We start from the raw sequence: 25,135 nt of genomic DNA on the forward strand, positions 1-25,135 counted from the left end.
AAAGCCGCGTTAAGCGGCTTTTTCATTAAGGGCGGTCGCTAAACGACGCCTTTAGCTCGTTAAGCTGCTCGTCCTTACGTTGCCAGGTTTCGTGCAGCCACAGCTGAAACTGGCGCTTGTAGGCTTTGTCGTTCAGATAGTCGCCGCGAATGCTGTCATCTACCGGCAGGGTTTCAATACGCATAACGATGCGCTTCATCCGGCCGCAGAGCAGGTCGATAAACGGCTTTTTCTGATTATCAGGATAGAACAGCGTGACGTTGAGAATTCTGTCGAACTGCGAACCCAGCACGTTAAGCGCCAGCGCGATGCCCGCTGACTTCGGGGGCAGCAGGTTTTCATAGGGGGAATTGTTTTCCAGCCTCTTTTGTTCCGTAAAGCGAGAACCCTCTACAAAGTTAACGATGGTGGTCGGAGTATGGCGAAACTTTTCGCAGGAGCGGCGGGTGGTCTCAATATCCTTACCTCGCTTTTCCGGATGCTTTAGCAGATAGGCGCGGGAATATCTGCGCATAAACGGCATGTCCATCGCCCAGCACGCCAGGCCGATGAACGGCACCCAGGCCAGCTGCTGCTTAAGAAAGTATTTGTGCATGGGAATGCGATCGCGCAGGGCGACGCAGAGCACTACGATGTCCGTCCAGCTTTTATGGTTGCTGATAAGCAGATACCAGCTGTCTTTGCTCAGATTTTCCGTACCTTCGATGTCCCACTCTATACGTCCATTTGTTTTAAGAATAAAGGCTAAAGAGAGGCACCAGCAGTACATCATTACGTTGCAAAAGGCGCTGACGCCGCGGTGAACGGCAGGGAAAGGCAGTAAAAGTTTGAAAACTCCGGCGACGGCCATCGGCACTGAACACAGTGCGGTAAAAATAATCGTTAACGCTGTTGAGTATAAAAATATAAACGGAGCAAACAGGTTTGGCATGTCGTGGCTTTCATTGTTGTCGTTAAAAATGTGAAAATAGGCGAGGCGCTAAATTAGGGCTAATTCTAACAGAAAGCGAAAAGTATGATAAATTTTTGCTGCAATCTTAGCCTGATGCAACAGGTTGGGGTATTAAGCCGTTTGCAGGGAACCCAGAAAGCGTTAGCGTGAACTATTATTAAAAGCGCTAAACGTTGCCCCGATCTTTTGGCCTTAGGAGTGGTTTTAGATGAACGCGCTGATATCCTGCCGGTTGATGGGATTATTCAGTAAATTGTCAGGAAGTCTACCTCTCCCCCTTGACAGATATGAATGACTGGTAAATCAAATATCCACAGTTGAAGATCGTGTTGTTAATGGCAAAAAAATAAGTAAGTTAATTGTATCTATATGATTCAACGTTAATTAATTTTCACATAAAGCTAATTTGACATTGCTGTATCAGATTAACTTAATTTTAGTCACAGACTTATCCACAGGCACGCGTCTTTTTATGACGCTTTTTTGACGTTTTCCACCGGGCATTTTATCTCTACTTCCCGCCGTTGGTTGCAGCGCGCTTAGGCAGCCTATTGCCGCGTGCGATATGTTCCGTATTGGGCAAGGTTTTTTGGTCCTGCGTCAGCGCTGTGTATAATGGACTCATATCGCCAACCTCATTCACGACTCCAACCGCGAAGAATAAATACCATGGCTAAAATAGCAGAAAATTCGTTTGTCCTCGTTGACGGTTCTTCCTATCTCTACCGGGCGTTTCACGCCTTTCCGCCGTTGACTAACCGCCATGGAGAGCCCACCGGCGCCATGTATGGCGTAATGAATATGCTGCGCAGCCTGGTGGCCCAAAGCAGCCCTAGCCATATTGCCGTGGTGTTTGACGCGAAGGGTAAAACGTTTCGTGACGAGCTGTTTGCCGAATATAAGTCCCACCGCCCGCCGATGCCTGATGATCTGCGCGCCCAGATAGAGCCGCTGCACCAAATGGTGCGGGCGATGGGGTTCCCGCTGTTGGTTGTGCCGGGCGTTGAGGCGGACGACGTTATCGGTACGCTGGCGAAGGCCGCGGCGGCAAAGGGGCGCGACGTACTGATAAGCACCGGCGATAAGGATATGGCCCAGTTGGTGACGCCCCAGATTACGCTGATTAACACCATGAACAATACCCTGCTTGGTCCGCAGGAAGTCTGCGACAAATACGGCGTGCCGCCGGAGCTGATTATCGACTTCCTGGCGCTGATGGGCGACTCGTCGGACAACATCCCCGGCGTTCCCGGCGTTGGTGAAAAGACCGCTCAGGCTCTGTTGCAGGGAATCGGCAGTATCAGCAGCATTTATGGCCAGCTGGATAAAATCGCCGAGCTGAGCTTTCGCGGGGCTAAAACGATGGCGGCGAAGCTGGAACAGCATAAAGACGCTGCCTATCTCTCCTATCAGCTGGCGACGATTAAGACGGACGTAGAGCTGGACGTGACGGAAGACGCCCTCACGCTGGGCGAACCGGATGTGGATCAGCTTCGCGATCTGTTTGCCCGCTACGAATTCAAACGCTGGCTGACGGAGCTTGAAACCACCGGAACGGTGAGCGCGGGAGCGAAAAACGGCAAAAGCGCGCCAACCTCCTACCAGTCGGCGCCGGTAGAAAAGGCGCCTGCGAGCGTTAGCCTTGCGCGCGACGGCTATGAAACGGTTCTGGACAAGGCGCGTTTTGACCACTGGCTTGCCCTGCTCGCCAAGGCGGACAACGTCGCTTTTGATACGGAAACCGACGGGCTGGACTACATGAGCGCCAATCTGGTCGGCGTTTCCTTCGCCATCGAGCGCGGTAAGGGGGTATACGTTCCCTTTGGCCATGACTACATTGGCGCGCCGGAGCAGCTTCAGTGCGACGAAGTGCTCAATGCGCTCAAGCCGTGGCTTGAAGATGCCTCTATTAGAAAGATTGGCCAGAACCTGAAGTTTGATCAAAGCATGCTGGCGCGCTACGGCATCGAACTCAAAGGCATTGCGTTTGACACTATGCTGGAGTCCTACGTGCTCGACAGCGTCGCCGGTCGCCATGATATGGACAGCCTGGCCGATCGCTATCTGGGCCATAAAACCATCAGCTTTGAGGAAATCGCGGGGAAGGGCAAAAATCAGCTGACCTTTAACCAACTGGCGCTTGAAGAAGCGGGCGTCTACGCGGCGGAAGACGCTGACGTCACGCTTTGCCTGCATCAGGCCATGTGGCCTAAGCTTGAGGCGGAACCGGGGCTTAAGAAAGTATTCTGCGATATTGAGATGCCGCTGGTGCCGGTACTGTCTCACATGGAGCGAACGGGCGTGCTGATCGACAGCGGTATTTTAAACCAACACTCCGTCGAGCTGGCGGAGCGCCTTGCGGCGCTTGAGGTCGAGGCACACGAGCTGGCGGGCGAGCCGTTTAACCTGTCGTCCACCAAGCAGCTTCAGGCGATTTTTTATGAAAAGCAAAAGCTGCCGGTGTTAAAGAAAACCCCGGGCGGAGCGCCTTCAACCAACGAAGAGGTGCTGGCCGAGCTGGCTCTCGACTACCCGCTGCCGAAGGTGATTTTGGAACACCGCGGTTTGGCCAAGCTGAAGTCGACCTATACCGACAAGCTGCCGCAGATGATTAACCCGGTCTCCGGGCGCGTGCATACCTCGTTTCACCAGGCGGTGACGGCAACCGGTCGCCTGTCGTCCAGCGATCCTAACCTGCAGAATATTCCGGTTCGCAATGAAGAAGGGCGACGCATTCGCCAGGCCTTTATTGCACCGGAAGGCTATCGCATTATGGCGGCGGACTATTCGCAGATTGAGCTGCGCATTATGGCGCACCTTTCCGATGATAAGGGGCTGCTGGACGCATTCGCACAGGGGAAGGACATTCACCGCGCGACGGCGTCCGAAGTGTTCGGCACCCCGCTTGAACAGGTGACGGGAGAACAGCGCCGCAGTGCCAAGGCGATAAACTTCGGTCTGATTTACGGCATGAGCGCCTTTGGTCTGGCGCGCCAGTTGGGGATCCCTCGCGGTGAAGCGCAGCGCTATATGGATCTCTACTTTGAGCGCTATCCTGGCGTTCTCTCCTACATGGAGCGCACTCGCGTGCAGGCGTCGGAGCAGGGCTACGTTGAAACCCTGTTTGGCCGTCGGCTGTATCTGCCTGACATCAAGTCCAGCAACGGCATGCGCCGCAAGGGCGCCGAGCGTGCGGCAATTAACGCGCCGATGCAGGGGACGGCGGCCGATATTATTAAAACGGCGATGATTGACGTCGACAGCTGGCTTAGAGAAGAAGCGCCGCGAGTCAAAATGATCATGCAGGTACACGATGAACTGGTGTTTGAAGTTCATGAAGCGGAGCTTGCCGAATGCGGTGAGAAGGTGCGTAACATCATGGAGCAGTGCGTTACGTTAAAAATTCCGCTGAAGGTGGACGTAGGCAGCGGTATCAATTGGGACGAAGCGCATTAATGGCCTTTTGATATATTGACTACTCTTTTATTTAAATCCCCGATAGGCATATCGGGGATTTTTATTGGATTAATGTCTTTTTTCTTTAATATATCGATAAAGATAGGTTGACTATAAGTATTAGCTAATGTTTTTTATTTTTGTAATTCATTATTCTTAATCTTGATAGGCTGTTACTTATGCCTTCGTTGTCATCGAAATAAAATAAATAAAAAGAGCTAAACTTTATTATTTTGCGCTGATAGGCTCTCAATGCCTGATTTTTTAATGGAAAAACTAAGCTATTTCCAATTAAAAATAATAAAGGCGGATTAATTAATTCGTACATTAAAGGGAAAAGAATCACATGCGTTGTAGCGCGGCGAAATTTTATGCATAGTTCGGCGTGGTATTTTGCATAACAAGAACGCCAAAAAAATGCTGATTTTGCATTATGCAAAATTGAACGCCTCAACGCCACTTATAGATAAAAAAGCCCCACGATGAATGGGGCTTTATAGGTGTTACGCTTTGCTAGTTAGTAGAGCTGATGACTATCCAGCCTTGAGCATTAACTGAATACTGTAATGTAACGGTCTTGTTGTTTGCGGAAATAGAATATAAACCAGAGCCATTAATACCGTATGGTTCGGCTGACAGCAAATTAGTATTCGATATGCCTGGCTTATGAAATGTCACTGTTAGACCGTCATATCCGCCAAATAAACTAATGTTACCATCCATTGCGTAAACCAAATACGTATCAAAATCATATTGTGTCATGGTAGTTGGAACGCCTATAAATTTACTGATAGATCGCCGGCTGACATATCCAGAATCATAAATGGGTGTAAACGGGGTAGCTGTATCCCCGATACTAGCAGGCGCTCTTGTTACCTGCGCCGCCGCGCATAGGTGCGTGTTATAAACGATTAATGATGATGCCGACCACGCTCTAAGTTCTATTTCATAGACTGTTTGCTCTGTCAATCCATAAGCGCTAGGGGAACTATGGGAAAGCTCAACAATTTTGCTACCACCAAGCAATCTAATCTCTTTACTATATATCTTGCCGCTCGTTACGCCTTGCGCTTTAATAAAAACATCCACATCACCTGTTAGAACTTGAACGGCAATACCTAATGATAAATCACTACTAAAAGTAGTTGTAACATTTTGTGATATAACATAAATATCAGCTTCAGATGTGGCGGCTCTTGATATATTTATTTTAGTCCCATACGCGTATCCATTCGAACTATTTGAATTATAATTCCCATAAGTGAATGTTAAATCAGATAATGATGCGCTTCCTAGCACTCCTTTATACCATGCTGAATTACCTAAATCGTTAGAGTACACTAACAGTTGATTGATAGTTGGAGATGAAAGTATTTCTTTATGTCCAGAACCAAAAACTTTAGCATGGTTATTTGTAGACTGTATCGGCTGTAGGTTTTTAAAGGTTAGCGTCGCTGTTGCGCCGGTTACATTTTCCCCATAAGTGGCCCTAGATAAAAGGATTTCATAACTATTACCTGCACCACTAACTAAGAAGCCATACGGCCCACGCGTAGTATTCCCGCCGTTCATTACCTGATATTTATTTTCCGTCCCCATCAATACACCAGGTTGAGAACACGCCTCAATGTATCCATAAAATTTATTCGCCAGCCCATGATCTTCAAACGGCTTTGAATATACGCTACGTTTACAATATTCAATAGTTGCGTATACCTCGTTGGTATTGCTTGTAGAGTCCCACTCAACGCCAACGTCACAACTGGACGGAATAATATCAACCGTTCCGTATGGGCCACCAATCCGACCATAAATTTTATTAGCGTTAGAATTAACCCCGCGAACCCCACGGAATGCATCATGACACCAACCAACATGAACTTCATTTGTATACGCGTCAGAAAACTTTATGTTTGTTCCGAACCCCCCAATATAATTAATATAGTGAGGTGAACATCCCATCCCTGCGACTTCAAGACCTATTGTCTGATCCAATCCAATGATTTCTGTGGATGTTCCTACTAAATGTCCTATGATAATTTGACATGCTGGGCTTTTAACTCTTACAGCCGTACCTGAAGATGGGGTGTATATCAGTTTCTGTAGCTTTAATTTTGTAACACTAAAATCCTCTAGCTCGGGGGGTAAATTAGCGGTTTCCCTAATTTCTAGGGTGTTGGATATTTTATAGGTTTGATATCCAATCACATCCATGTGTTTAGGTAATACATACTGAATGGCATCAAGAATCGCCTGAGTATCATCAGCCACTCCATCACCAATCGCGCCGAACATTTCAGGCGTTACAAATGTTATAGCCTCATCCAATGTACCTATGTTTGTACCAATGAGAGAACCATTCCCATTAGCTAAATCCTTACGTAAGGCAGCATCACTAATACCAATCCATGCCCCTTGGCCTATTCCCCCTGTAGAGTCAGGGGTTGAACCTGTTGGAACTGTTTTAGGAAATGCCCCATCCCAGCGGTATAAGCTGTTTTCAGACTCAAAAATAACTAATTGAAACTGATTCGTTAACGCTTTAATTTCAAACAGCCCCGCCTCAAAGCTGCCTACTGTTCCGTAGCCCTTATTCATTACGAATTGTTTGCTGGCTAAAACGGTATCATGGTCAACGACGAGTTCGACGGCTGCGACGTTATCAACCTTGACCACGATATTGATATAAACTTGTTTTGCTGAACCAAACGCCAAGGCGGGGATATAGGTTTCAGGATATTTACCAACAGCAATTAACCCGCCTTTATCGTCATATAAGCCCACCTCACGAACTACCCAGTCGCCGTCTATATCTTGAGGGATAACGGCTTCAGCGATAACGTTGTTTTGATTATCGTCATCCGTTCGTAAATCATTCAGATTTCCGCGCCATAGCTCATTGCGTAAATTCGTTTGATCGTCGGTCGGCTCATAATACGCGCCGCCCCCATCACCCGCGCCCATCGCCGGGATTTTCAAAGGTTGTTGTGCGGCTAACGCATCGGCTAACGCTTGTTTTCCGTAATTAGTGAGTATCGTATAAAAAGTTTTCATAGCGTTGCCTTACTTGGGGTATATAGTGGTAATTTCGCCGCCGTAACCGGCGGTCGTGGTAGTAATAGTCAATGTCCCGCTGGAACTGTCCATAACCGGGCAGATAACGTAGCGGCCATACTGGCCGAATACGTCATGAGGCGATCGTGATATGTCCAGCAATACATCGGCTTGAACTTCTAGCCCTGACAGGGCCGAATCATTATTGATAAGGTCAATAACACCCACGGGATCGAACTGGAGCCTGAAGAGTTCAACGAGTACCGGCGCTTCGTTCTCGGCCAGATTTACGCCTTCATAACGTAACGCCACCTTATGCGGAGGTTCATTTAGTAGCGGTATGCTGGTATTTCCTGCATGTTTGTACTTCACCGTGACCGGCTGAACGATAGGAGTTTTTAAAAACTCAATGGCTCCCCACCGTTCGTCAACGGTGTAATCCGTGCCGGCAGTTAAACCCGAAATAGAAACATCCCAGACGCTGGAATATTCCAACGTATAGCGGCCGCCAGCCTTAACGCCTGGTCGTAGTGTTTCTGATATTGCACGGGCTGAACGGACAACGTTTTTTCCATACAGTAATAACGCCAGGTTAGCCGGCGAACGGTCGAACCATACCGCCTTCATGACACCTTCCTGGCTAACGATATGGTTATCAATATTCCCGATACGACCGTTTATTGACTGCTTTTGATATTGGGTTTCGTGGGTTAGCTCTACCGTTAATTCCCCGACGTCGCCCACCCATCGCCAGGCATTCGCCACGCCGTTAATACAGGGGGAGAGATACACGCGGCCCTGGCCGTAATAGTAGTTATTACCGGACATCATGCCCCCTCATATCCGCGCGGCAATTCGGCGGTGTAGTGATAAAACGATGCCAGGCCATCGCGACGGCTTCCTATCCTGAGAATGTGCGCCTGGCCGCTTGATGAGGCTGTATAGGGGACAGTGAATGCGTTTAGCGTAGTTTCAGCCGACCAGACCACGGCGGCAGTGTCTTTTCTGACGATTTCCAGGCGGTAGATTGTCCCCAGTTCTGGGCCTATGTTCCCCGCCAGGCAATCAATGAGTTGATCGGCTTGTAGTACGCGATCGCGATATGACCAGGTAACGCTATACGTTGACGCTTCAGCAATGCTCGCCGGCCAACTTACCCCATTAACCTTTATGTTACTCGGCGGATACGGGCGCGCCTGGCGTTGGGCCATTGTATGAGAGAGAACCGGCGCCGATGTGAACGGCAACACTTCGCCGCTTGTCTGGGTTAATAGCTTGGCTTCGACGGTTTCACCTGCTACGTATTCAACGCGATCGGACTCCATGTCGGTGATAAGCCACAGCACGCTTCCTTTTGCGTGGGCGGCGGGGAGTGAATCGCCACAGCCACGCCCAACGGTTAACGTGCGCGCGACCAGGTCGACGCCGTCTATCCTGACTAGCTCATCGTTAATGAACGCTGACAGCCCGACCGGCGGGGCCGCTATCAGCTCTTTTAGATAAAATACGGTGTCCAGGTTGCCGGCTGCTCTGTCTAATTCGGCAGACAACAGCCAGTCACCGTTCCCATGATTAGCCCAGTCCGCGCCCTCGGCGTGGGTGTAGAGCTGATAGTTAATGGATGCCGACGACGGCGCAGCGGCCAGAACGCCGAGATAACAGCTACTGGGTAATACGGCGTTAAGCTCTGCCGGCGTCAAATACGCTGCCAGGGAAATATAGGGTTGCTCAATCGCTCGGCTTAGTTCTACCGGGCGGGCGGTTGCGTCAGAAGGTACCCAGATACTGTCCTGCTGTCCGCTGCTCCATACCGTCGCCGGCATCCCGAAAACGTCTTGCACGGCCGTTATTGTTAGCGCCCCGTCGTCGCCTTCTTCGATTTTGCCAACGCGTAACACCATGTTATCGATATTGCGATCGGGAAGACTTACGCGGAAACAGGACGCCGGCGCTAATTCGCTCCCCCTGCGATCGAACTTGATAACCAGGCGGGCTATCCCGGACGCGCCAACCTCTAACTCCCGTTGTGCGACGCGGGCGGCCAGGTCATACGTTGGTAGTGCTTTATATTCGATGGCGCTACTAATTAATCCTACGGACGTTATCGAACCCAGATTCTGGGCGCGGGCCTCGCCGTCGGTATGCGTGACCGGATCGTGATAGGTGATGACCACCTCATTAACGGCGTTGTCCGTGCTGGTGTTATCGTCGTCTTGCACTTCGATAATGCCGTTATCTAGAGTAAATAACGGTAAATCATTAGGGTTATAGTCCGCCCGGATTAAGACCAAGTTTAACTTACCCGTATTGAGATCGGCATACTGCGCCGCGCTGATATGGTCTAAAACCTGCTGTATGAACGTGTCCAGGCTGTCCTGGCGGTTATACCGAAAACACAGCCCAAATCCCTCGTTATAGAGCGTATCAGCGGCTTTAACGTAACTGGCTATGTTGATATCGTCATACGACAGGCCGCGCCCCCAGTCGCGATTTGTGGCGCACTCAATCAAAATATGCGCCGGGTTCATGGCGTGGATACTGCGCAGGTTAGCCCGCTGGGCGTCGGTTAAGTCACTGTCGTTCTCAAGCGTAGCGTCAGGATTAGACAGTTTTATCATGGCTTTCTCCGGATACCAGGCCGGGCCGTTGTCCCAGCCCCTGGTTGAGCGCCGAACGCGAAACGACCACGGCTTAGGGGCGGCGCTGTAGCAACTTACCAGGCCACTAAAAAACGTTGTCACCAGGCCACGGAAACCGGGAATGAGGCCCGACATAATGCTGTTTAAACTGGGGGATGGTTGTTGGTCTGCGTCACCCATTGCAACTTCTAACACGCCCTTGATCCCGCCTTCGCCGCCGGTATCCTCACCGCCGAATAGGTTCGGCTTGTTGATATAAATATATGTGCTGGCGCTTATCTGGCCTTCTGTGCCTGCAAATACGCATTTCTTATCTGCACTGATCGCCACGATTTCATTAACCGGGCCACGGCCTAAGCCAGATTGAATGTCCCAATAATAGCGATAGCCTACCGTGACTTTTTTACTTCCCTTACTGCCGCCCATTATTCGCCGCCCTCGGTTTCTTGCGCCTTCCTAATGACGCGTAGGGCCAGCTCGTCGCCGGTGGCCTCTAACGTTTCGGAATCGATGAAGCCATCGCGCAGGAACGCGTCCAGATCCAGGTTGTACCGGGCAAAAAAGTTACGTAATCCCCAGGCGCACCCGCCGCCGTTTCGTATGTGTTCCATCGTAATTTTCATGGCTCCCCCTTACTTCTTAATCGCTGAATAGCGATAGTTACCGAACGCCAAAACAAACCAATCCTCTGTCCAGCAGTCGCCAAAAAAGATGCATTGCGGCGTACCTTCTTCCGGCTGTGGTAATTGCCAGTCGTCCTCGGTCGCCGCTTCTGGCGTGGTATTTTTATTCCTGGGCGTTAATGCCTGATTTAAGACATAAGACGCGACAAGAACGGCAACGAATTTGGCAACAGCCCACCACATGGCGATCTCCTTAAAAAAGTTTGATAATTCCGAACGGCGACACGCCCGGCATCTGGGGTTGTCCGCCGTAGTTCAAATGGTTGTTAAACTTGCTTGAACAGGTGTTAATAATGCGATCGCAGCCCGGATAAAGCGTGACCACCTGACCAACGCTAAAGCCGGCAGTGCCGCCAAAGATGCCGATCGTGTTGCCGTTCTGTCCCTTCAGGCCGCGCCGTTCTGTGAGGCCGTCAACCGTCCATTCGATGAAGCCGCCTGAAAACCAGCCGTCCGGAAGCGAGCCAGGAAGTGCGATCGTCAAGCTGGCACCGTCCAGGGCTAAAACGGTCAGGCTCGTAGCGGCAAATTTGGTTTTATCAACCCGGCAGTTGTGGTCGTACAGCGAATAGGGGCAGTTTCGCCCCCAAGTGAGCCGTAAGCCGTTACGCGTAAAGGTACTGGCGATACTGTTGGTTATCAGCTTCACACGATCGGTCGCTTCCCGTTTTGCTTCCGTGACCGTTCCCACCCAGACGATCCGGTAATCGCCGCTGGTGTCGTCCGCCTGATTGCGAAAAACGCGCAGGCGTACAGAACTAGACGGTGGAGCCCCGCGAAACATCAACGCGACGGGGTTGGTTGCCGGCACGGTAATTTCCAGCCCGTCACTGGTGCCGACGGTCACGCCTGGACACTGGATTGCGGCCGCCTCCCAGGTGTAGCCGTTAAATGCCATATCCCTGTCGGCGTTGGTGTAGCGGTAAAATCGCGTGTCATCGCGGCTAAACTCGTAGAACTCAACCGGACGACCGTTAGCGACAGACATTTCGAACTCATTCCAGCTCATCGCGCAGGCTCCTAAATTGGGCGGATACTGTCGCCACGCCGTCGGCGTCCGTTAGGTGTTCCCATTGCACGGCGTCAGCGTTCAAACGAAACAGCCCCATAAACGACAGGTTAGTGATTTGTGATAAAGGAATATGGAGGGCGGATCCATCCAGGCTTAAGCGTTCAACGTCATTAGAAAGCCGGCTAACGTTGATTATGCGACGGTATACGCGGGAGCCGTCCGTCAAAGTAATGGCAATATCTCGGCGGCCTGAAGTCAGTCCGTAAGTGCTGAGGCCGGTAAACTGTACGTCCAGGTGGTTGCCGTTCGCATCGCTCACGGGCTCAAGGTCGGAGGCTGGCCCCTGCATCCAGAGGGGACGCTGACAACCGCGTAAATAATAGAATAAGGCCCGTAACTGTCCCTGCGTTCCACGCCCGGCGGCAACCCAGGTATGCTGCAGTACAATAAACGCCTGTTGCGCGGTATCGGTTCTAAACGGGATCCCGGTGCTGTTGTCCAGTTCTAACAACATGCGCGAATACTCCGCGCTTAAATCGTCTATCCACTCGGCGTCATGCTCCAGAACGGGGTGCCCTCGGTACATTGTGCCGGGGGCTTGCTCCGGGGAGTCATGACCACCGACCAGGCGAAAGCGCACTTGAGCGCGGATAACTGAGCTGGAACGACGGGCGATGGTTGGCGGGTCGGTCAGTTCGGCGGCATAGAGCGGATAAATCGCCGTTCCTGTCGCCCAGGCTCGCGCTAGCGGAGCCGTTAACGTTAGGCCCGCATCGCTGACGGCCGCAACGGTGGCGACTTCATACTCCGCAAGCCAGGACTGCGTAGACTGTAATAGAACGGACGTTCCGGCCTGGTAATCGCGGCCGTTGGTGGCGAGTGGAATAAACGACGCGCCAACCGGCAGCGGCGCATTTAACCAGGCGATATCCTGCCATATGGGCATAAGCCACCGCATCGCGCCGGCACGCGCTAATGCGTTTTCAAACGTGGCGCGCTCTTGGCTGGCGGCCACATAGCTAAATTCAAATAGGCGGCGCGGGGACAAACGGCGGGCGATACGCTGCTCCGCGCCGCTTTGTGATTGGAGAATGTCGGTTTTCCATTCCAACGTCTCAGTGATGCCGTCGGCCCAATCTGGAGCCGCTAACCAAGGAAGATGGGCCGTCATGACTTGATCCCCAGTTCCTGGCGTAGCGTCTGAGCGTTCGCCCGGATAAACGTCATCATGCTACGTTTGCCGCCGACGGTATTAATCCCAGCGCTGAAGGCTTCCGCACTGTCTAACACTAACGTTTGTTGTATAACCGGCGCTTGTGCCTGGCTATCTCCGGGCGCGATGGCTTTTAACTTCTCCGGGCTTTCGTTAACGCGTGAATAGCTTTGTGGTGTGGGTGACGATACCAGACCACCGCTGGCGAACTTGGGTAACTGGCCGTTGTTCAACGCGTGCATAAAACCCACGCCGTAACGCTGTACCGCTCTGGTTTTCATGACGAATTCACCATTGGATAACCATGCCGGGATACTGTCGGACGTCGATGTTCCGGGGCCGGTAATGTGGCCGCCCGTTGCGGCTGCAACTGATACGGCTGACGCAGCGCCTGACGCCGCACCGCTGCCAGCAGTTGCGGACGCGATCGCGGTTGACAGCGTTGCCGCGCCGGCAGTAAACGCCGTAGTTAACGCGGTGGTTAACGCCGTCACGCCGGTTGTCATGGCGGTAGTAAACGCCGTAGTAAAGGCTGTAGAGCCCGCCGTTAATGACGTTCCCATCGCTGTGGCCCCGGTGGTTGAGGCCGTAGTGATCGCCGTGGCGTAAGTTGCCGCGCCGGCGGTCGCGGAGGCCGTATCCCCGGCAACGTTTGTCGCCGTTGTTGTTGCGGTGGTGGCCGCCGTAGCTGCTGCCGGCGCGGCCGCTGAACCCATACCGAATAGGCTTGATAATTGACCACCGACCGAGCTTAAGCCCTGCATTGCCATCTCGCCCAGGTTGCGGGATGCCATCTGGGCCATTGAGCTAACAACGGATTTAGCTAGATTCAGGAGCGCGTCGCTTAAGTTGTCTGTCCCGTCGGCCAAGCCGTTTAAACTGCTCTCAATGCCGTTTTGAAGGCCGTTTGTAAATGCGCTGGTCAGGCTGTCGGAGGTGTCCTTCAGGCGCATCATTTCGGACTCAAGGCTTGCTATCAGCTCGCGGGTATTTTCTCCCGCTTGGCCGGGTAAGTCGGCCATTTCGCGTAACTGGGGTAAATACTCTTCGATTTTCTGGCCGACCTCGGTGTGAAGATCTACCAGTTGCCGGCGGCCTTCCATTTCAGACAACAACCCACCCTGAACCTGGGCTTGTATGCTGGTTTCTCGCTGGCTGCGATACGTTGACAGGTCATCGATTTCTTTCTTTATGGCATCGACGCGGACTTTGGTTTCCTGGAGCGGTAACAGCTTATCAATCCAGTTTAAGCCCTCGGTATTTCCTGTTTTCTCAAACTCTTTTCGCAGCTCGGCCATTTGCGACCGGACTTCCAACAGCCCGGATCCTTCAACGTCGCCCAGCTCTCTTAAATAGTCGATTTGGAGCTGAATATTGCGCGTTGCGTTGGCGTCGGCCTGCTGCTTTTGTTCTTCCGTCTGGATAACTAACATCGCAGCTTCAGCGCGGGCCTTTAGGGCTCCAGTTAAACCTTTTTCGGCCAGCTCATAGGCCCGAACCTGTGCCTGGTTTTTACCCAAGAGCGCCGCCTGTTTTTCCAGGCTTTTTACGTAATTTTCGTTAGCATTGGCCGCCGACTTGGCGGCGCTGGCGGCTGCGTTGGCGCGCTTCCTGTTGTCTTTGGCGGCGTCAACCTGCTTTTGCAGGTTGATCAGCGATTCCATGCTGGCGCGGAGTTTGTCAATATCGTCCGGAGCCTGGCCGGCGGCGACCGCTGCGGCTATCACGTTATCGCGTAAAATGGCTAACTGTTCGGCGGCCGTGTAGGTCGCATCGGCCAGTTCTTTCTCCAATTTGGTCTTTAACTTGTCCGCTTGCCCCGTTAATGCCTCCACCGTCGCTTCGTTTGCACCGACCGCCCGCGCCAGTTCTGTGCTCCAGTTCGTCCCCTTTACGGGGCCGTTTTCGAACATCTCATCCAGCGTTTGGCTTAACGTTTTACCTTCTTTATTGACGGTTTCCAACGCACGGGCCAAACGTTGGTCTAACCCATTGGATAAAATGCCCTGAGCGGCGGTCAGTGATTCAAATTTGGGCGTTAACTCTTCGATTTGCTTGTTGACTTTCTCAAGCTTGCTTTCGGCAAGCATGATCATAAGTCCGGATTCTGCCGGACTTTCAAAAAGGTGATCGATTTGCTGCTTTAGCGTGGCGGCCTGTTCTTGTAGCTCCTGGAGCTTTTTAGAATCCTGCTCTAAAACGCTGGTATTGCCTTTCTGTTGGGTCAGCGCGTCGGACGTTGACACCGCGCCGCTTAACTTGCCGTGCGCGTCGACCAGTTCCAGCGTTTTTTTGCGCTGGTCTTCTAATGTCTGGATGGTTTGGCGGTGCTGTTGCTCCAGCGCGGCTTCCCGTTCGCGAACCGCTGCATAAGCAGCCCCCAAAGCGGTAACGGCCATCGTAACGCCGGTGATCGCGAGTCCTGCCGGGCCGCCAAAGAGGCCCATCGCGCCGGATCCTAACGACGATATCATCGACCGGCTTTTTTTCGACGCTCCTAGCGCCTTTTCGGCGGCGGCTTGGCGGAGTAACGCAGCCGTTAGGGCATCTTCTGCTTTCGCCTGGGCGACGGGATTTAACACGCCACCCACGCGGGCGCGGGCCATTTCAGCCTGCGTGGCCGTCACGGCGGCTTTTGCTTCGGCCAGTTCTGCGGCGGCGAGCTGTTGTGTTTCCGCCGTCAGCTTACGGGAGGCGATTGCAGCGGAGGCCAGCGCGGCAACCTTGCGCCCGGCCATCATAACGGCAACGCCGGTCGCGGCAGCCATCAGGCCAGACAGGTTATTGGCAAGCCCGGAAATCACCGCCGCAACGGCTTTTGATGCGCCTAACGCGTCGTTAGTGCCGCCCACGAAATCCACCCAGGCGTTAGACATTTCAGTCACGGCACGGCCGATTGTGAGCGGCATTTGTGCGAATTCTTTGTCAATGTCCGCCGCGCCTTCCTTCAGCGCCCTAAATACTACTTCCGTGGTGAGCTTCCCGTCCTCGGCCAGCTTGCGCAGTTCGCCGCGAGTCTTACCTAGCGACGTTTGCAGCATTTCCATGATGCGGGGCATCTGTTCAGATACCGAGTTGAACTCCTCACCGCGCAACGTACCGGACGCCAAGCCCTGGGAAAGTTGAATGATCGCAGCACTAGATTCCTGCGCCGTTGCGCCAGATACAACGGCCGCTTTGTTAATGGTTTCGGTGACGCGCAATAGTTCAGACTGAGACGCGCCGCTGCCTTTCAACGACCGCGCCAGGCGGGTATAAAGTTCAGCAGTAGAGGCGATTTGCTGGCCGGTGTCGCTTGCCAGTTGAGTAACCGATTTAAAGGTTGTTGCGGCCTGTTCGTTGGTCGTCGATACAAGGCGGATCCGGGCGGCTAGGCTGGTGTATTCATCAGAGACGCCCGCCAGGCTTTTAGCTAGGCCAGCGCCCAACGTTAGGCCGGTGACTGCGCCGGCTATCGTTTTTAATCGCGTTAGTGATGCGCCAATTTTATCGACGCTCTGATCGGTTTTGTTAAGGCTTCTTGTTGCCGCGTTGGCGGAGTTTTGGAGGTGATCAAGACCGGCGGCGGCCACGTTGCCAGACTGGCCCAGCGTCTTACTACTGGAACTCGCCCCGGCTAGCGTATTCTGCAAGCCTTTAAGGGCTTGCTGTGCGCCTTTTAAATCAGCCTGGATCCGTAGCTGTAGTTCAATGTTGCCGTTGCCGCTTGCCATGTCTTGTTACCTTTTAAGAGGCTTTAACGGCGGCTTAACGCCTTTTTAAATGCCTCTAGATACCCTTTAAATGATTTGCCATCTGCCTGGCCGGCTCGGTTGTCGAGCGTCCAATGCAATCGCGCCTCTAATTCCCGTTGTTGCGCCTGGTCATAAAAGAGGATGACCTGGCGCGCGGTGTAGTTCTTCAGGTCGTCGAATCGGTGCCCGTGGTCGATAAGGCATTGAAAGACGGCTCCCCATTCTGGCGGCTTGCCATTGCCTGGCGCGCCATGTTTTCCAGTGCGGGCCGCAGGGCGCTGCGGGTAAAAAAATCAGCGTTAACCCCCCACCAAAGGAGTAGAAGCGTTTCGCTGTCTGGGCCGCTTAATGCCGCTACCCATTCCTTCTTCTGACTGCACGCGATCGCGACCGCTTCTATAACTTCATTTTCGAGCGTTGCCAGAACGTCGTAGAGCGCATCAAGCGAGATAGCGCTTTGCGGCGTCTGAGCCGTCAGGAGTTGTGCGAATGCGTCGGTGATGGCTTTTAACGGCTGGCGGTGCCGTAACTGCTCCGCCAGCGTGTATTCGTGGATCTGGACGGCCACGCCGTTGATCTCGGCGTGGCGTTCAGGAAACATCGTATTCAAGGAGTCATCCATTTACGCGGCGCTCCCGACGTGGATAATTCGCCCGTAACGGCCCAGCGCGCTATCTGACGGGCGCTGGGTGTCCATCAATACCCCGGCGGTGGTTTCCAGACCAGAGAGGGAGGTATCGGTGTTAATGAGGTTGAGCGCCGCAACTGGGTCAAACTGGATTTTGTACAGCTCAACGATGATTTTGGCGTTATCTTCGGCCAGGTTCATGCCCTCGTAACGCATCGCCAGCTCTTTAACCGGCTGCGTAAACATAGTGCTGTTGATAGAACTGCCGTGTGAGTAGTTAACCGTTGTCGGCCCGGCTTGGGCGGTTAAAAACTCAATAGCGCCGAATTCCGGATCGACCGTGTAATCGGTGCCCTCGACCAGCGACCCAATCACTACCGCGCTGACCTGTTGGTGTTGCAGGGAGTAGCGATCGCCCGCTTTGATATTGAGCGGCAGTGCTTCGCCGGTAACTGAGCCCGACGCGTCGGCGACTTGTTCCCCGTAAAGCAGCGTCGCCAGGTTTTCCGGTGAATACTCGTACCAGGTGGAGTTGACGGTGCCGTCTTTGCCGGTATTGATGCGTCGAACGGCCGAACGTTGGCCGGTGTAGCTCTCTTTGTGGTCGAAGTTTTCGACGGACAGCGCGACGGACAGAGAATCCACATCGCCCACCCAGCGCCAGGCCAGCGGCTGGCCCTGTTCATTGCGTAGGGCCAGATAGACTTTGCCCTGGCCGTAGTAATACGTTTCCTGACTCATTGCGGATCCTCGTTGTTGTCGGCTTTCGCCGGTTGGGTTTTGGTCTTCGACGGTTTGCCGATCTGCTGGTCTTTCAGCCAGCGGCCGGTCAGGTCGTCAACGTCCAATTCGGCGCCGGGCTGGTAAGGTTGCCCGGCGTGCGTATGTGGTTTGATTAACGTAATTTTCACTTGTAGCCCCCCAGGGATGCCGGGATCTGCACTTGAAACACTAATGGGAAAAAGCCGTAGCCGTCCTCATACTGGGCCGGTAACTGCTGCGGGTGGCGTCTTACAGGGGGGCAGCTCCCGATCTCCGGTTTCCAGCCGCTTAACGCCTCTATCACGCGTGACAGATACGGGCCGGCCTCGCTGTTGATTTCCTCACCCATGCCGCGCCCATCGGCGTAATACACAACCACGACGACGGCCCAGAGCTGGGTGACGAACTGTTGGCGCGCCTGAATGCCGCCGGTTGCGGCGGGGGTCGCGCTGATAGAGTCGCCCAGATAGAGCACATACGCCGCCGGGGCGGGGATGTTCTCTTCCTGAATTTGCGCCAGGCCCGCCGCGCCGGTGATTTCCCTCAAATCGGGGAGGGTTTCGCGTAGACGCTTGATGATTAGCGGTTCGCTGAAAAGGTAATCGGTCACCATAATCCCGTATCTCGCTTAAACATGTTTCGCCCAGAGCTAAACATCACCGTGTCCTCCGGCTCCATCACTTCGCCGGCCGAGTCCAGGCCCAAAGACAACCGCCCGGCAGCAACGCCTTCGAGCTGTTTCACTCGGCGGCCGTAGGTTTTCGCCACAGGGGAATCGTCTTTGGGGTTCTGGTAGAGATAAAAACGGGCTAAATCGCACGCAATCCGACGCAGAACTTCAGGAACGCTTTTTAACGGCAGCAGCCCGCGCCCCTCCAGATACATGTTGATCTCTGAATCGGCGTCGCTAATAGCGTTGTTAACTACAGCGCTATCAATTTGGCCGGTCGGCGGGCTGGCTCGGTCGGAGAGTTGCCTGATCTCCTTCTCACCAAACGCCTCGATCAAATCGTCTTGCGTGCAATAGCCCATTATTCGTCGTCCTGTTCCTGGTCGTCGGCGGCGTTATCGTCGACGACCTTAACCTTCAGGTGATCGTCGTCGTTGATGGCTTTCCATTGCGCTTTGCTGAACTGGGATTTGCGGACGCGTTCACCTTCAGCGGAAAACATCATCCCGCCGCGCATACGACGCGGCAGGCCGACAGCGCGAACGAGATAAACTGGTTCAGTCGGTTTCTTTGGGGCTTCGGTGGTCGTTGCCCCTTCAGCAGTAGTCGCTGGCGTGGTAACGGTGGCCGTTGTTCCTTCAGCTGTAGTCGCGGACGTGTCGGCGGTGGGGGTTGTTTCTTTTGCCATGTTGGAGGCTCTCCATTTATCAAGTTGACGGCGTGACCTGCGCCACGCCGTTGATTACGTCGATTTAGTTCAACCAGGCGCAGTCCAGGATCTTGCTTAACCCGTAGTTAGGGTTATCTTCACCGCCGGCCAGGAACTGTTTTTCCACGATGGTTTTAGCCGCCGGCACCAGGGTAGACGGAACAACCAGTAATGCCGGATTAATGTTCAACGGATCGCCGCCGTCAGCCTTCATAGCGCGTAGTGCCTGATAGGCTTCCTGGTAGTTCTCCGGCGTCAGCGGTTTAGTTGACTTAACGCACATTTGCCACAAACCGAAACCCACCGCCGAACGGGCGCGGATCCCGTACAGGAATACGTCGTCCATAAAGACCTTATCGGAGGTTTGATCGCTGAGTTTGTTCGTGATTTGCGGCTTGGTGCGTTCTTGAAAAATGAACGGTTTCAAGGGTTGTGTAGTATCCATCAGATACCAGGCCGTACTTGTGCCGGCAAAATAGTTACTCACCGCCGTAGGCGTGCCGGTGCCATCTACGTTGGGGTAGACAGGGTGATCGGTGTCAAAAAAGTTTTGACCGTCGTAACACAATTGGCTTTCACCGACTTTCAACAACCCGAAAACGTGTCGGTTCGGGTAAACCTCGGACTCTTTGCCCTGCATCTGGAAAATGGGGCCATATAATCCGATGTTGTCGTCTTCGATAGCCACGCGATCTACAGAAACCGTCGATTCGTATTTCAGGTTATCGATGGTATAGCCGTGTGACGCCATATCACGTAGCGTCCTGGAACCGCCGTTCCATGCTTTCATCTGCGGGAACTGGCCCAGCCAGCCGTAGACGTTAGACGCCGCAGACGACGGCACAACCATTGCCACGTCCTTGTAGGTTGAATCAGCCAGTTTAATGCCGTCTTGGAACGATTTATTAAATGTGACCGACAGCGCTTTAAGCGTATCTGGGGTGATAATCATTATTTAGCGTCTCCGTAAAGGCTCTTCTTTGTTGCTGCGAATTCTTCCGGAGTAACCCCGGTGAGTGCCGCCACCTGTAGCTCAACTTGCGTTAAGCCGTGTTTATCTCCTGCGGGGGGCTTGCCTTCGGTTTGGCTGCCGGTCAGCGCCGCAATCGGGGCCGCTGCGGTCACAAACGAACGAAGCGCCGCAATATCTTTTCCACCCAGTTCACGCGCCCAGGCTTCCATTGAGGGCAACAGGCGGCCATCGTCTAACGCCCCCTTAACCAGCGTTTCCAGCTCGCCGGAATCCAAACGGCTGGTGAGCGCGGCCATTTGCTTTTGCATGTCCGTCACGACGCCGATCGGCACGAACTTGGCCGGATCCGGATCACCGTTGCCTTTTTGCTGCGCGGCTAATGCGGCAGTTTTCAAAGCGGTAATTTCCTTATCTTTATCGGTAAGAAGGGTTAAGACGCGCGTCAGGCTGGCGCTTGCGCTCTCGCCCTCCGGTGTCGGCATTTTTGCGGCGGCTTCTTGCAGTGCGGCCAGAATGTCCGCCTCGGTGGCGTCCTCCGCCAACCCCAGCAGCTTTCGCAGCAGCGCCAGTAGTTCTTCGTTCATTGGGTTCTCCCGTGGGGGTAGTTGTGACGCCAGCGCCAGGCGGCTGGCTGCGGTGGTGACTTCTTTCATGCCGTCCAGGCCGGGATCGTTGGTCAGGGCTGCGTGATAGACGTCCAGAATTTCCCCGGTTTTTGGGGTATAAGAGAAAACCGGGGAGATATAGAGGTATTCTTTGTTGCGGATAAGCTCGGCAGCGCGGGGCGTCCATTCGACGTCATCAACGAAAAGGCCGGCATCCTCCCAAACGACTTTTGAGCCATGCCACCAACCGGCGGCCGGCGCATCTTTGCCGTTTTGCTGGGTAAAGAGGGTTTGATGTTCGTAATCAATGACGATTTTGTTTTTGCGGGCGGAAAGCTTCGCGATGATCCGTTTCGCAACGGCTTCGGTCATAACCCAATGGGCGCAATCTTCCGGCCGTCTATCGACGGATCGGAAGTTGCCCGCCGGGAACAACTGGATCCGGTTCCCGGTGGTGCTGATTTCAAATGAACATGCCGCGACGGCGATTTGGGATGTCTTTTTCATGCGAACGATTATCGAGCGCACGAAAAAACGTAATCAGAGGATGGGATTCGTCACATTATGAGAGGGGGAGAAATGAAGCGTTTTTATAGTACACCGATTTGATAGCTGTTAAACCCCTTTTAAATCTCTCTGTGCGTTTTTAACTATTTTTAGGCGATGAACGATACCCGAATAATAGAAAGTCGCTTAAATCGCGTTTTAGGCGCGTTCATCACGATTTCAATAATGCATCTTGTAACGTCGTCATTAACGCGTCATACGCGGGCGTAATCAGCTTGTCGTCGGCGGTGAGAGGATAGAACCGGCGCGACGGGATAGTGATTTGATAATTGACCGCGCGGGCCACGGCGCGCTTATGGCTGCGTTTGGCGAATCGTGCCAGGTTCTTATGATTTTCCTGTCGTTTCAGGGTGCCGTCCGCGTTCGTACGCAGGCGAACGACGCCAGAGCGATTAATCACGCCGCCTTTATATTGAATACGGGCATAGATTAGGTTCGTGCTGAGTTGGGCGAAATTGTCGCCGCTGTCGGTTTGAATGGAGGATGCCAGGTGCCCGGATACCTGGAGAATTTTTCCGGGCCAGTGGCCCTTAGCGGCCCGTTGCTTTTTGGTTTGTGGGCGTAAGTCCTGCCAGCTCCTGGCTGGGTAGCCTTCATCATGAAACAGTTTCATTGACTGGGCGTGGAGCGTTTCGGCAACGCTTAACATCAACGCTCGCGGCTTCTCTACCGCGCCTGAAACCTGCGTTAGCCTGTCCCGTAGCGCCTTATCGTCTAATGTAACGGTAATCTTTGACATTATCGCGCATCCTTCAGAATTTGGCCGTTCTTCTCAATCGTCGCCAGCTCCGCTGCAGTGACGATCACAAACTGGGCGATCGTCTGTTGAGTGTCTACCGTCGCCTGATACCAATCACCGGCCGCCCTGGCTTTAAAAAAGTGCAAGGCGGCGTTATCTGATACCACGACGCCGGCGGACTCAATAACATCTTGTACCTGGAACAACTCATCAACGGGCGGCAACGTCTTGGCCTGTATCTGTCGCGCCAGGCCATGCTCGGTTAGCCAGCACGTTCGCCCGGCAAGTTTAAGCGCGCCCACTTCCTGAGCCGACAGAACGGCCCCGGCCAGCATGTCGCCGGTGGCCTCGTTTGCTCTGGCATTGGCTAACATTTTGGTTAACTCCGGCCCATTGAGGCCGGCGGCGATGTACGGTCGCGCCAGTTCGATGTCGTACTTATCCAGATTGGCTTTCCAGACCTCACGACCGGGATTGTTGTCAAACCCAACGTCCGGGAAAAACGTGATAGTTTCCCCTTTATCGGTAAAGCGAACCCCGCGAACGGGCGTAAAGATGGGCTGGCCGTTCTCGTCCTCGCCGGTCATGACCTGTTGAGTAATTTCACTGTCCGTTTTGGATATCACCAGGCCCAGCGCTTTAACCTCGGCCTCTGTCAACGCTTCGACGCGGCAGCGGCAGTTAAAGCCGTTGGGCGGGAAAATGAATTGCCAAATCGGATCCAGGTAATGAAAAACTTTGTTGTGCAACTTGGCATGGCTAGGGCGCGTCTTCGCGTCCATCACTGCTACATAGCGCCAGTAGGGGCGATTTTTGGCGTTGGCTACCATCGACTCATAGCGGCCGGCCATGAGTGCGCTTTGTGTCGTCGTTCGGTAGATAGTCCCCAGCCTGGCCGGATTACCTAGCTGCTTTTTAGTGATTTCGCCGGTGGTTAAGTCGATGCGTTCGTCCGTTCCCCACCATCCTTTTTTCTTCAGAATGGGAGCCAGATTGTTTTTAAACCACGTCACTGATTGGCCAGCTTTCATCGACTCTCGCAGGCCGTTAACGATATCTTGAGCGATATCCAGGCGCGTAAGATTGGCGAACCCGAACGCGTAGGCATGATCCGCCGCGCCCATGTTTTCCGCGTCGGTGCGGATCCGGTAGCCCTTGTTTTTTAAATAGCGCAATGCCCCGGCCGGGGGCATGGTAAACAGGGCGCTAACTTCGGCGACGGTTAACGGCATTATTCGTTACTCTGCCCGGCGGCATGACCGATTAAGCGCGCTATCGTGTTCGTATCGCCCAGACTTGCTTGAAGCAACGCCGGATCCATTGTGGGGAATGCTTCAGCCAGCGCGGCCAGCAGTTCCGCTTCATTGTCTACCCGCGACAGTGCCGCCAAGGCGGGCTCTAACAATACGATTAAGGCGTCGGCCGGTTCGTCGCTCTGTAAGACCTTATCAACGCCGGCGTCGACGCCGCGTTGGATAGGGTCTTCCGTGGTGTTTCGGCTCAATAACATCTTTACCAGGGCGGCTACCGCGCCCGGCTTTATGCTCTTGGTCGCCGCAGGCGCTGGCGTCGGGGGATTAACGGCAAAACTTTTCCTTTGTATCAATTCTTCTAACTGGGGCGACTTCAGGCGCGGCGTTCGGCGCGGGTCGGCGTGGCCTCGGCGGTTTAACACAATCATGGGATAGAACAGATCGCGGCGCAACGTGGCGGCAACTTGTTTGAAGTCAGAAATCAGTAGATCGTCTCGTACCCCCTCATGAATAACACCCAGGGCGTTAGTTGAGGTTTTGCCGTCCGCCTGGGTCGTAAGGGTGCCGCCTAGAATGGCTTTAGACATCGACTTTTCCGCCCACTCGGTTAACGCCAGGTGCGGCGCGGCTGAACCGCTAACGGCGTCTTTGATTTCAATTTCCATTTCAGTGGGAATAATACCGCCGGCATAACGGCCCAGCTCGGTAACGGCGCGCATCAGCTCCATTTTTTCTTTTTTACCGATGCCTGACGGGTATTTACCGATACGCAATGGGATCCCGTAGATTTCCAGCAGTTCGGCCAGCGATTGAGCGCCCAGATTACGGTAGATATACGGCCACGATAGCGTTCGCATCAGACCAGCACGGGCAACATAGCCGGATCGCGACTTATGGCGATGGCTTATCCAGCCGAACGGCCGCAATTTTTCGCCTTGGCCGTCATCGGTACGCAGTAACAGCTCGTTTTGATTGTTACGGTCTAACTGAAACCATGACGCCGGGCGATAGTCGAACGCGCGCGGATACCATTCCGGGCCGTAGCGCATCCAGTTAATCTCGCTATTACTGAACCCCTGGCCTAGCGCGTCCATCATATCGATGATCAGGTCTTCCCATTCGTCCAGCTCGGTGATGAATTCACCCAGCCAAGCGGCGTCCGCTCTTTCTTCAGGCGTCGGTTTTGGCGGTGGTACAACAACGGAATTAACGGTTAATAGCGCCCGTTTGCGCTTTTGCATCTCGGCGAACAGGTGAGGGTCGCGCTCTTCCATGTCGGTAAAGAGATCGGCCTGGCGCATTAAGTTTCCCTGTTCCGCTTCGTCTAGAATTGCCTGAAGCGCGCGCGGCGTTAGGCGAACGCTGGGGTGTTCGGCGTAGATGTTTTGCAGCGATTGAACGTGCGACGATTGCGGCTCGGTTAAAATGCTGCGCTCGATAGGCTTTCCATTAATATCAACAATAACGCTTTTAACGCTCTTCATTT

Annotated in this window: 21 protein-coding genes; 1 reads left to right on the forward strand and 20 read right to left on the reverse strand. The window is 53.5% G+C overall.

Features of this window, described 5'->3' with window-relative positions; all coding sequences use genetic code 11:
* Positions 1–25: 25 nt before the first annotated feature.
* On the reverse strand, positions 26–931 hold the full coding sequence (locus V8L73_RS00095; protein ID WP_347253846.1) for an acyltransferase: 906 nt from the start codon (positions 929–931) through the stop codon (positions 26–28).
* Between the two features lie 690 nt (positions 932–1,621).
* On the opposite strand from V8L73_RS00095, the gene polA reads away from it, so the two are divergent.
* Positions 1,622–4,408 carry a DNA polymerase I gene (polA, locus tag V8L73_RS00100; RefSeq protein ID WP_347253847.1) on the forward strand — a complete coding sequence of 929 codons (2,787 nt, stop codon included), beginning with the start codon at positions 1,622–1,624 and terminating at the stop codon, positions 4,406–4,408.
* Between the two features lie 513 nt (positions 4,409–4,921).
* On the opposite strand, the gene V8L73_RS00105 is transcribed toward polA, so the two are convergent.
* From V8L73_RS00105 to V8L73_RS00195, 19 genes are all read right to left on the reverse strand, one after another.
* Positions 4,922–7,462: a phage tail protein gene (locus V8L73_RS00105; protein WP_347253446.1), complete on the reverse strand. Its 2,541-nt coding sequence runs from the start codon at positions 7,460–7,462 to the stop codon at positions 4,922–4,924.
* A 9-nt stretch (positions 7,463–7,471) separates the two neighbouring features.
* On the reverse strand, positions 7,472–8,290 hold the full coding sequence (locus tag V8L73_RS00110) for a hypothetical protein (protein ID WP_347253447.1): 819 nt from the start codon (positions 8,288–8,290) through the stop codon (positions 7,472–7,474).
* Entirely contained in the window at positions 8,290–10,527 is a 2,238-nt protein-coding gene (locus V8L73_RS00115; RefSeq protein WP_347253448.1) for a hypothetical protein, read from the reverse strand. The genes V8L73_RS00110 and V8L73_RS00115 overlap by 1 nt, the downstream gene beginning before the upstream one ends.
* Positions 10,527–10,724 carry a hypothetical protein gene (locus tag V8L73_RS00120; protein ID WP_347253449.1) on the reverse strand — a complete coding sequence of 66 codons (198 nt, stop codon included), beginning with the start codon at positions 10,722–10,724 and terminating at the stop codon, positions 10,527–10,529. The genes V8L73_RS00115 and V8L73_RS00120 overlap by 1 nt, the downstream gene beginning before the upstream one ends.
* A gap of 9 nt (positions 10,725–10,733) precedes the next feature.
* Complete coding sequence (locus V8L73_RS00125) at positions 10,734–10,967, reverse strand: hypothetical protein (RefSeq protein ID WP_347253450.1); 234 nt, start codon at positions 10,965–10,967, stop codon at positions 10,734–10,736.
* Positions 10,968–10,977: 10 nt separating this feature from the next.
* Complete coding sequence (locus tag V8L73_RS00130) at positions 10,978–11,793, reverse strand: phage BR0599 family protein (RefSeq protein WP_347253451.1); 816 nt, start codon at positions 11,791–11,793, stop codon at positions 10,978–10,980.
* A complete protein-coding gene (locus V8L73_RS00135; protein ID WP_347253452.1) occupies positions 11,780–12,967 on the reverse strand; it encodes a hypothetical protein in 1,188 nt (395 codons plus the stop codon). Before V8L73_RS00135 ends, V8L73_RS00130 begins: the two co-directional genes overlap by 14 nt.
* Positions 12,964–16,722 carry a tape measure protein gene (locus V8L73_RS00140; protein ID WP_347253453.1) on the reverse strand — a complete coding sequence of 1,253 codons (3,759 nt, stop codon included), beginning with the start codon at positions 16,720–16,722 and terminating at the stop codon, positions 12,964–12,966. The genes V8L73_RS00135 and V8L73_RS00140 overlap by 4 nt, the downstream gene beginning before the upstream one ends.
* 187 nt (positions 16,723–16,909) lie before the next feature.
* On the reverse strand, positions 16,910–17,365 hold the full coding sequence (locus V8L73_RS00145) for a DUF6631 family protein (protein WP_347253454.1): 456 nt from the start codon (positions 17,363–17,365) through the stop codon (positions 16,910–16,912).
* On the reverse strand, positions 17,366–18,112 hold the full coding sequence (locus tag V8L73_RS00150) for a hypothetical protein (RefSeq protein ID WP_347253455.1): 747 nt from the start codon (positions 18,110–18,112) through the stop codon (positions 17,366–17,368). It abuts the gene before it with no gap.
* Positions 18,109–18,282: a DUF7210 family protein gene (locus V8L73_RS00155; RefSeq protein WP_347253456.1), complete on the reverse strand. Its 174-nt coding sequence runs from the start codon at positions 18,280–18,282 to the stop codon at positions 18,109–18,111. Before V8L73_RS00155 ends, V8L73_RS00150 begins: the two co-directional genes overlap by 4 nt.
* Positions 18,279–18,746 (reverse strand): phage tail terminator protein, encoded by a 468-nt coding sequence (locus V8L73_RS00160; protein WP_347253457.1) that lies wholly within the window; start codon positions 18,744–18,746, stop codon positions 18,279–18,281. Before V8L73_RS00160 ends, V8L73_RS00155 begins: the two co-directional genes overlap by 4 nt.
* Positions 18,740–19,165: a DUF1320 domain-containing protein gene (locus tag V8L73_RS00165; RefSeq protein WP_347253458.1), complete on the reverse strand. Its 426-nt coding sequence runs from the start codon at positions 19,163–19,165 to the stop codon at positions 18,740–18,742. The genes V8L73_RS00160 and V8L73_RS00165 overlap by 7 nt, the downstream gene beginning before the upstream one ends.
* Positions 19,165–19,491 carry a hypothetical protein gene (locus V8L73_RS00170; RefSeq protein ID WP_347253459.1) on the reverse strand — a complete coding sequence of 109 codons (327 nt, stop codon included), beginning with the start codon at positions 19,489–19,491 and terminating at the stop codon, positions 19,165–19,167. The genes V8L73_RS00165 and V8L73_RS00170 overlap by 1 nt, the downstream gene beginning before the upstream one ends.
* Positions 19,492–19,555: 64 nt before the next feature.
* Complete coding sequence (locus V8L73_RS00175) at positions 19,556–20,464, reverse strand: Mu-like prophage major head subunit gpT family protein (protein WP_347253460.1); 909 nt, start codon at positions 20,462–20,464, stop codon at positions 19,556–19,558.
* Positions 20,464–21,597, reverse strand: a complete 1,134-nt coding sequence (locus V8L73_RS00180) for a phage protease (protein WP_347253461.1) — start codon at positions 21,595–21,597, stop codon at positions 20,464–20,466. The genes V8L73_RS00175 and V8L73_RS00180 overlap by 1 nt, the downstream gene beginning before the upstream one ends.
* Before the next feature lie 211 nt (positions 21,598–21,808).
* Positions 21,809–22,396 (reverse strand): phage virion morphogenesis protein, encoded by a 588-nt coding sequence (locus tag V8L73_RS00185; protein WP_347253462.1) that lies wholly within the window; start codon positions 22,394–22,396, stop codon positions 21,809–21,811.
* Positions 22,396–23,628 (reverse strand): phage minor head protein, encoded by a 1,233-nt coding sequence (locus V8L73_RS00190; RefSeq protein ID WP_347253463.1) that lies wholly within the window; start codon positions 23,626–23,628, stop codon positions 22,396–22,398. The genes V8L73_RS00185 and V8L73_RS00190 overlap by 1 nt, the downstream gene beginning before the upstream one ends.
* Entirely contained in the window at positions 23,628–25,133 is a 1,506-nt protein-coding gene (locus V8L73_RS00195; protein ID WP_347253464.1) for a phage portal protein family protein, read from the reverse strand. The genes V8L73_RS00190 and V8L73_RS00195 overlap by 1 nt, the downstream gene beginning before the upstream one ends.
* Positions 25,134–25,135: the final 2 nt, after the last annotated feature.

It is taken from the genome of Leminorella grimontii (assembly GCF_039789245.1).
Classification (GTDB): domain Bacteria; phylum Pseudomonadota; class Gammaproteobacteria; order Enterobacterales; family Enterobacteriaceae; genus Leminorella; species Leminorella grimontii.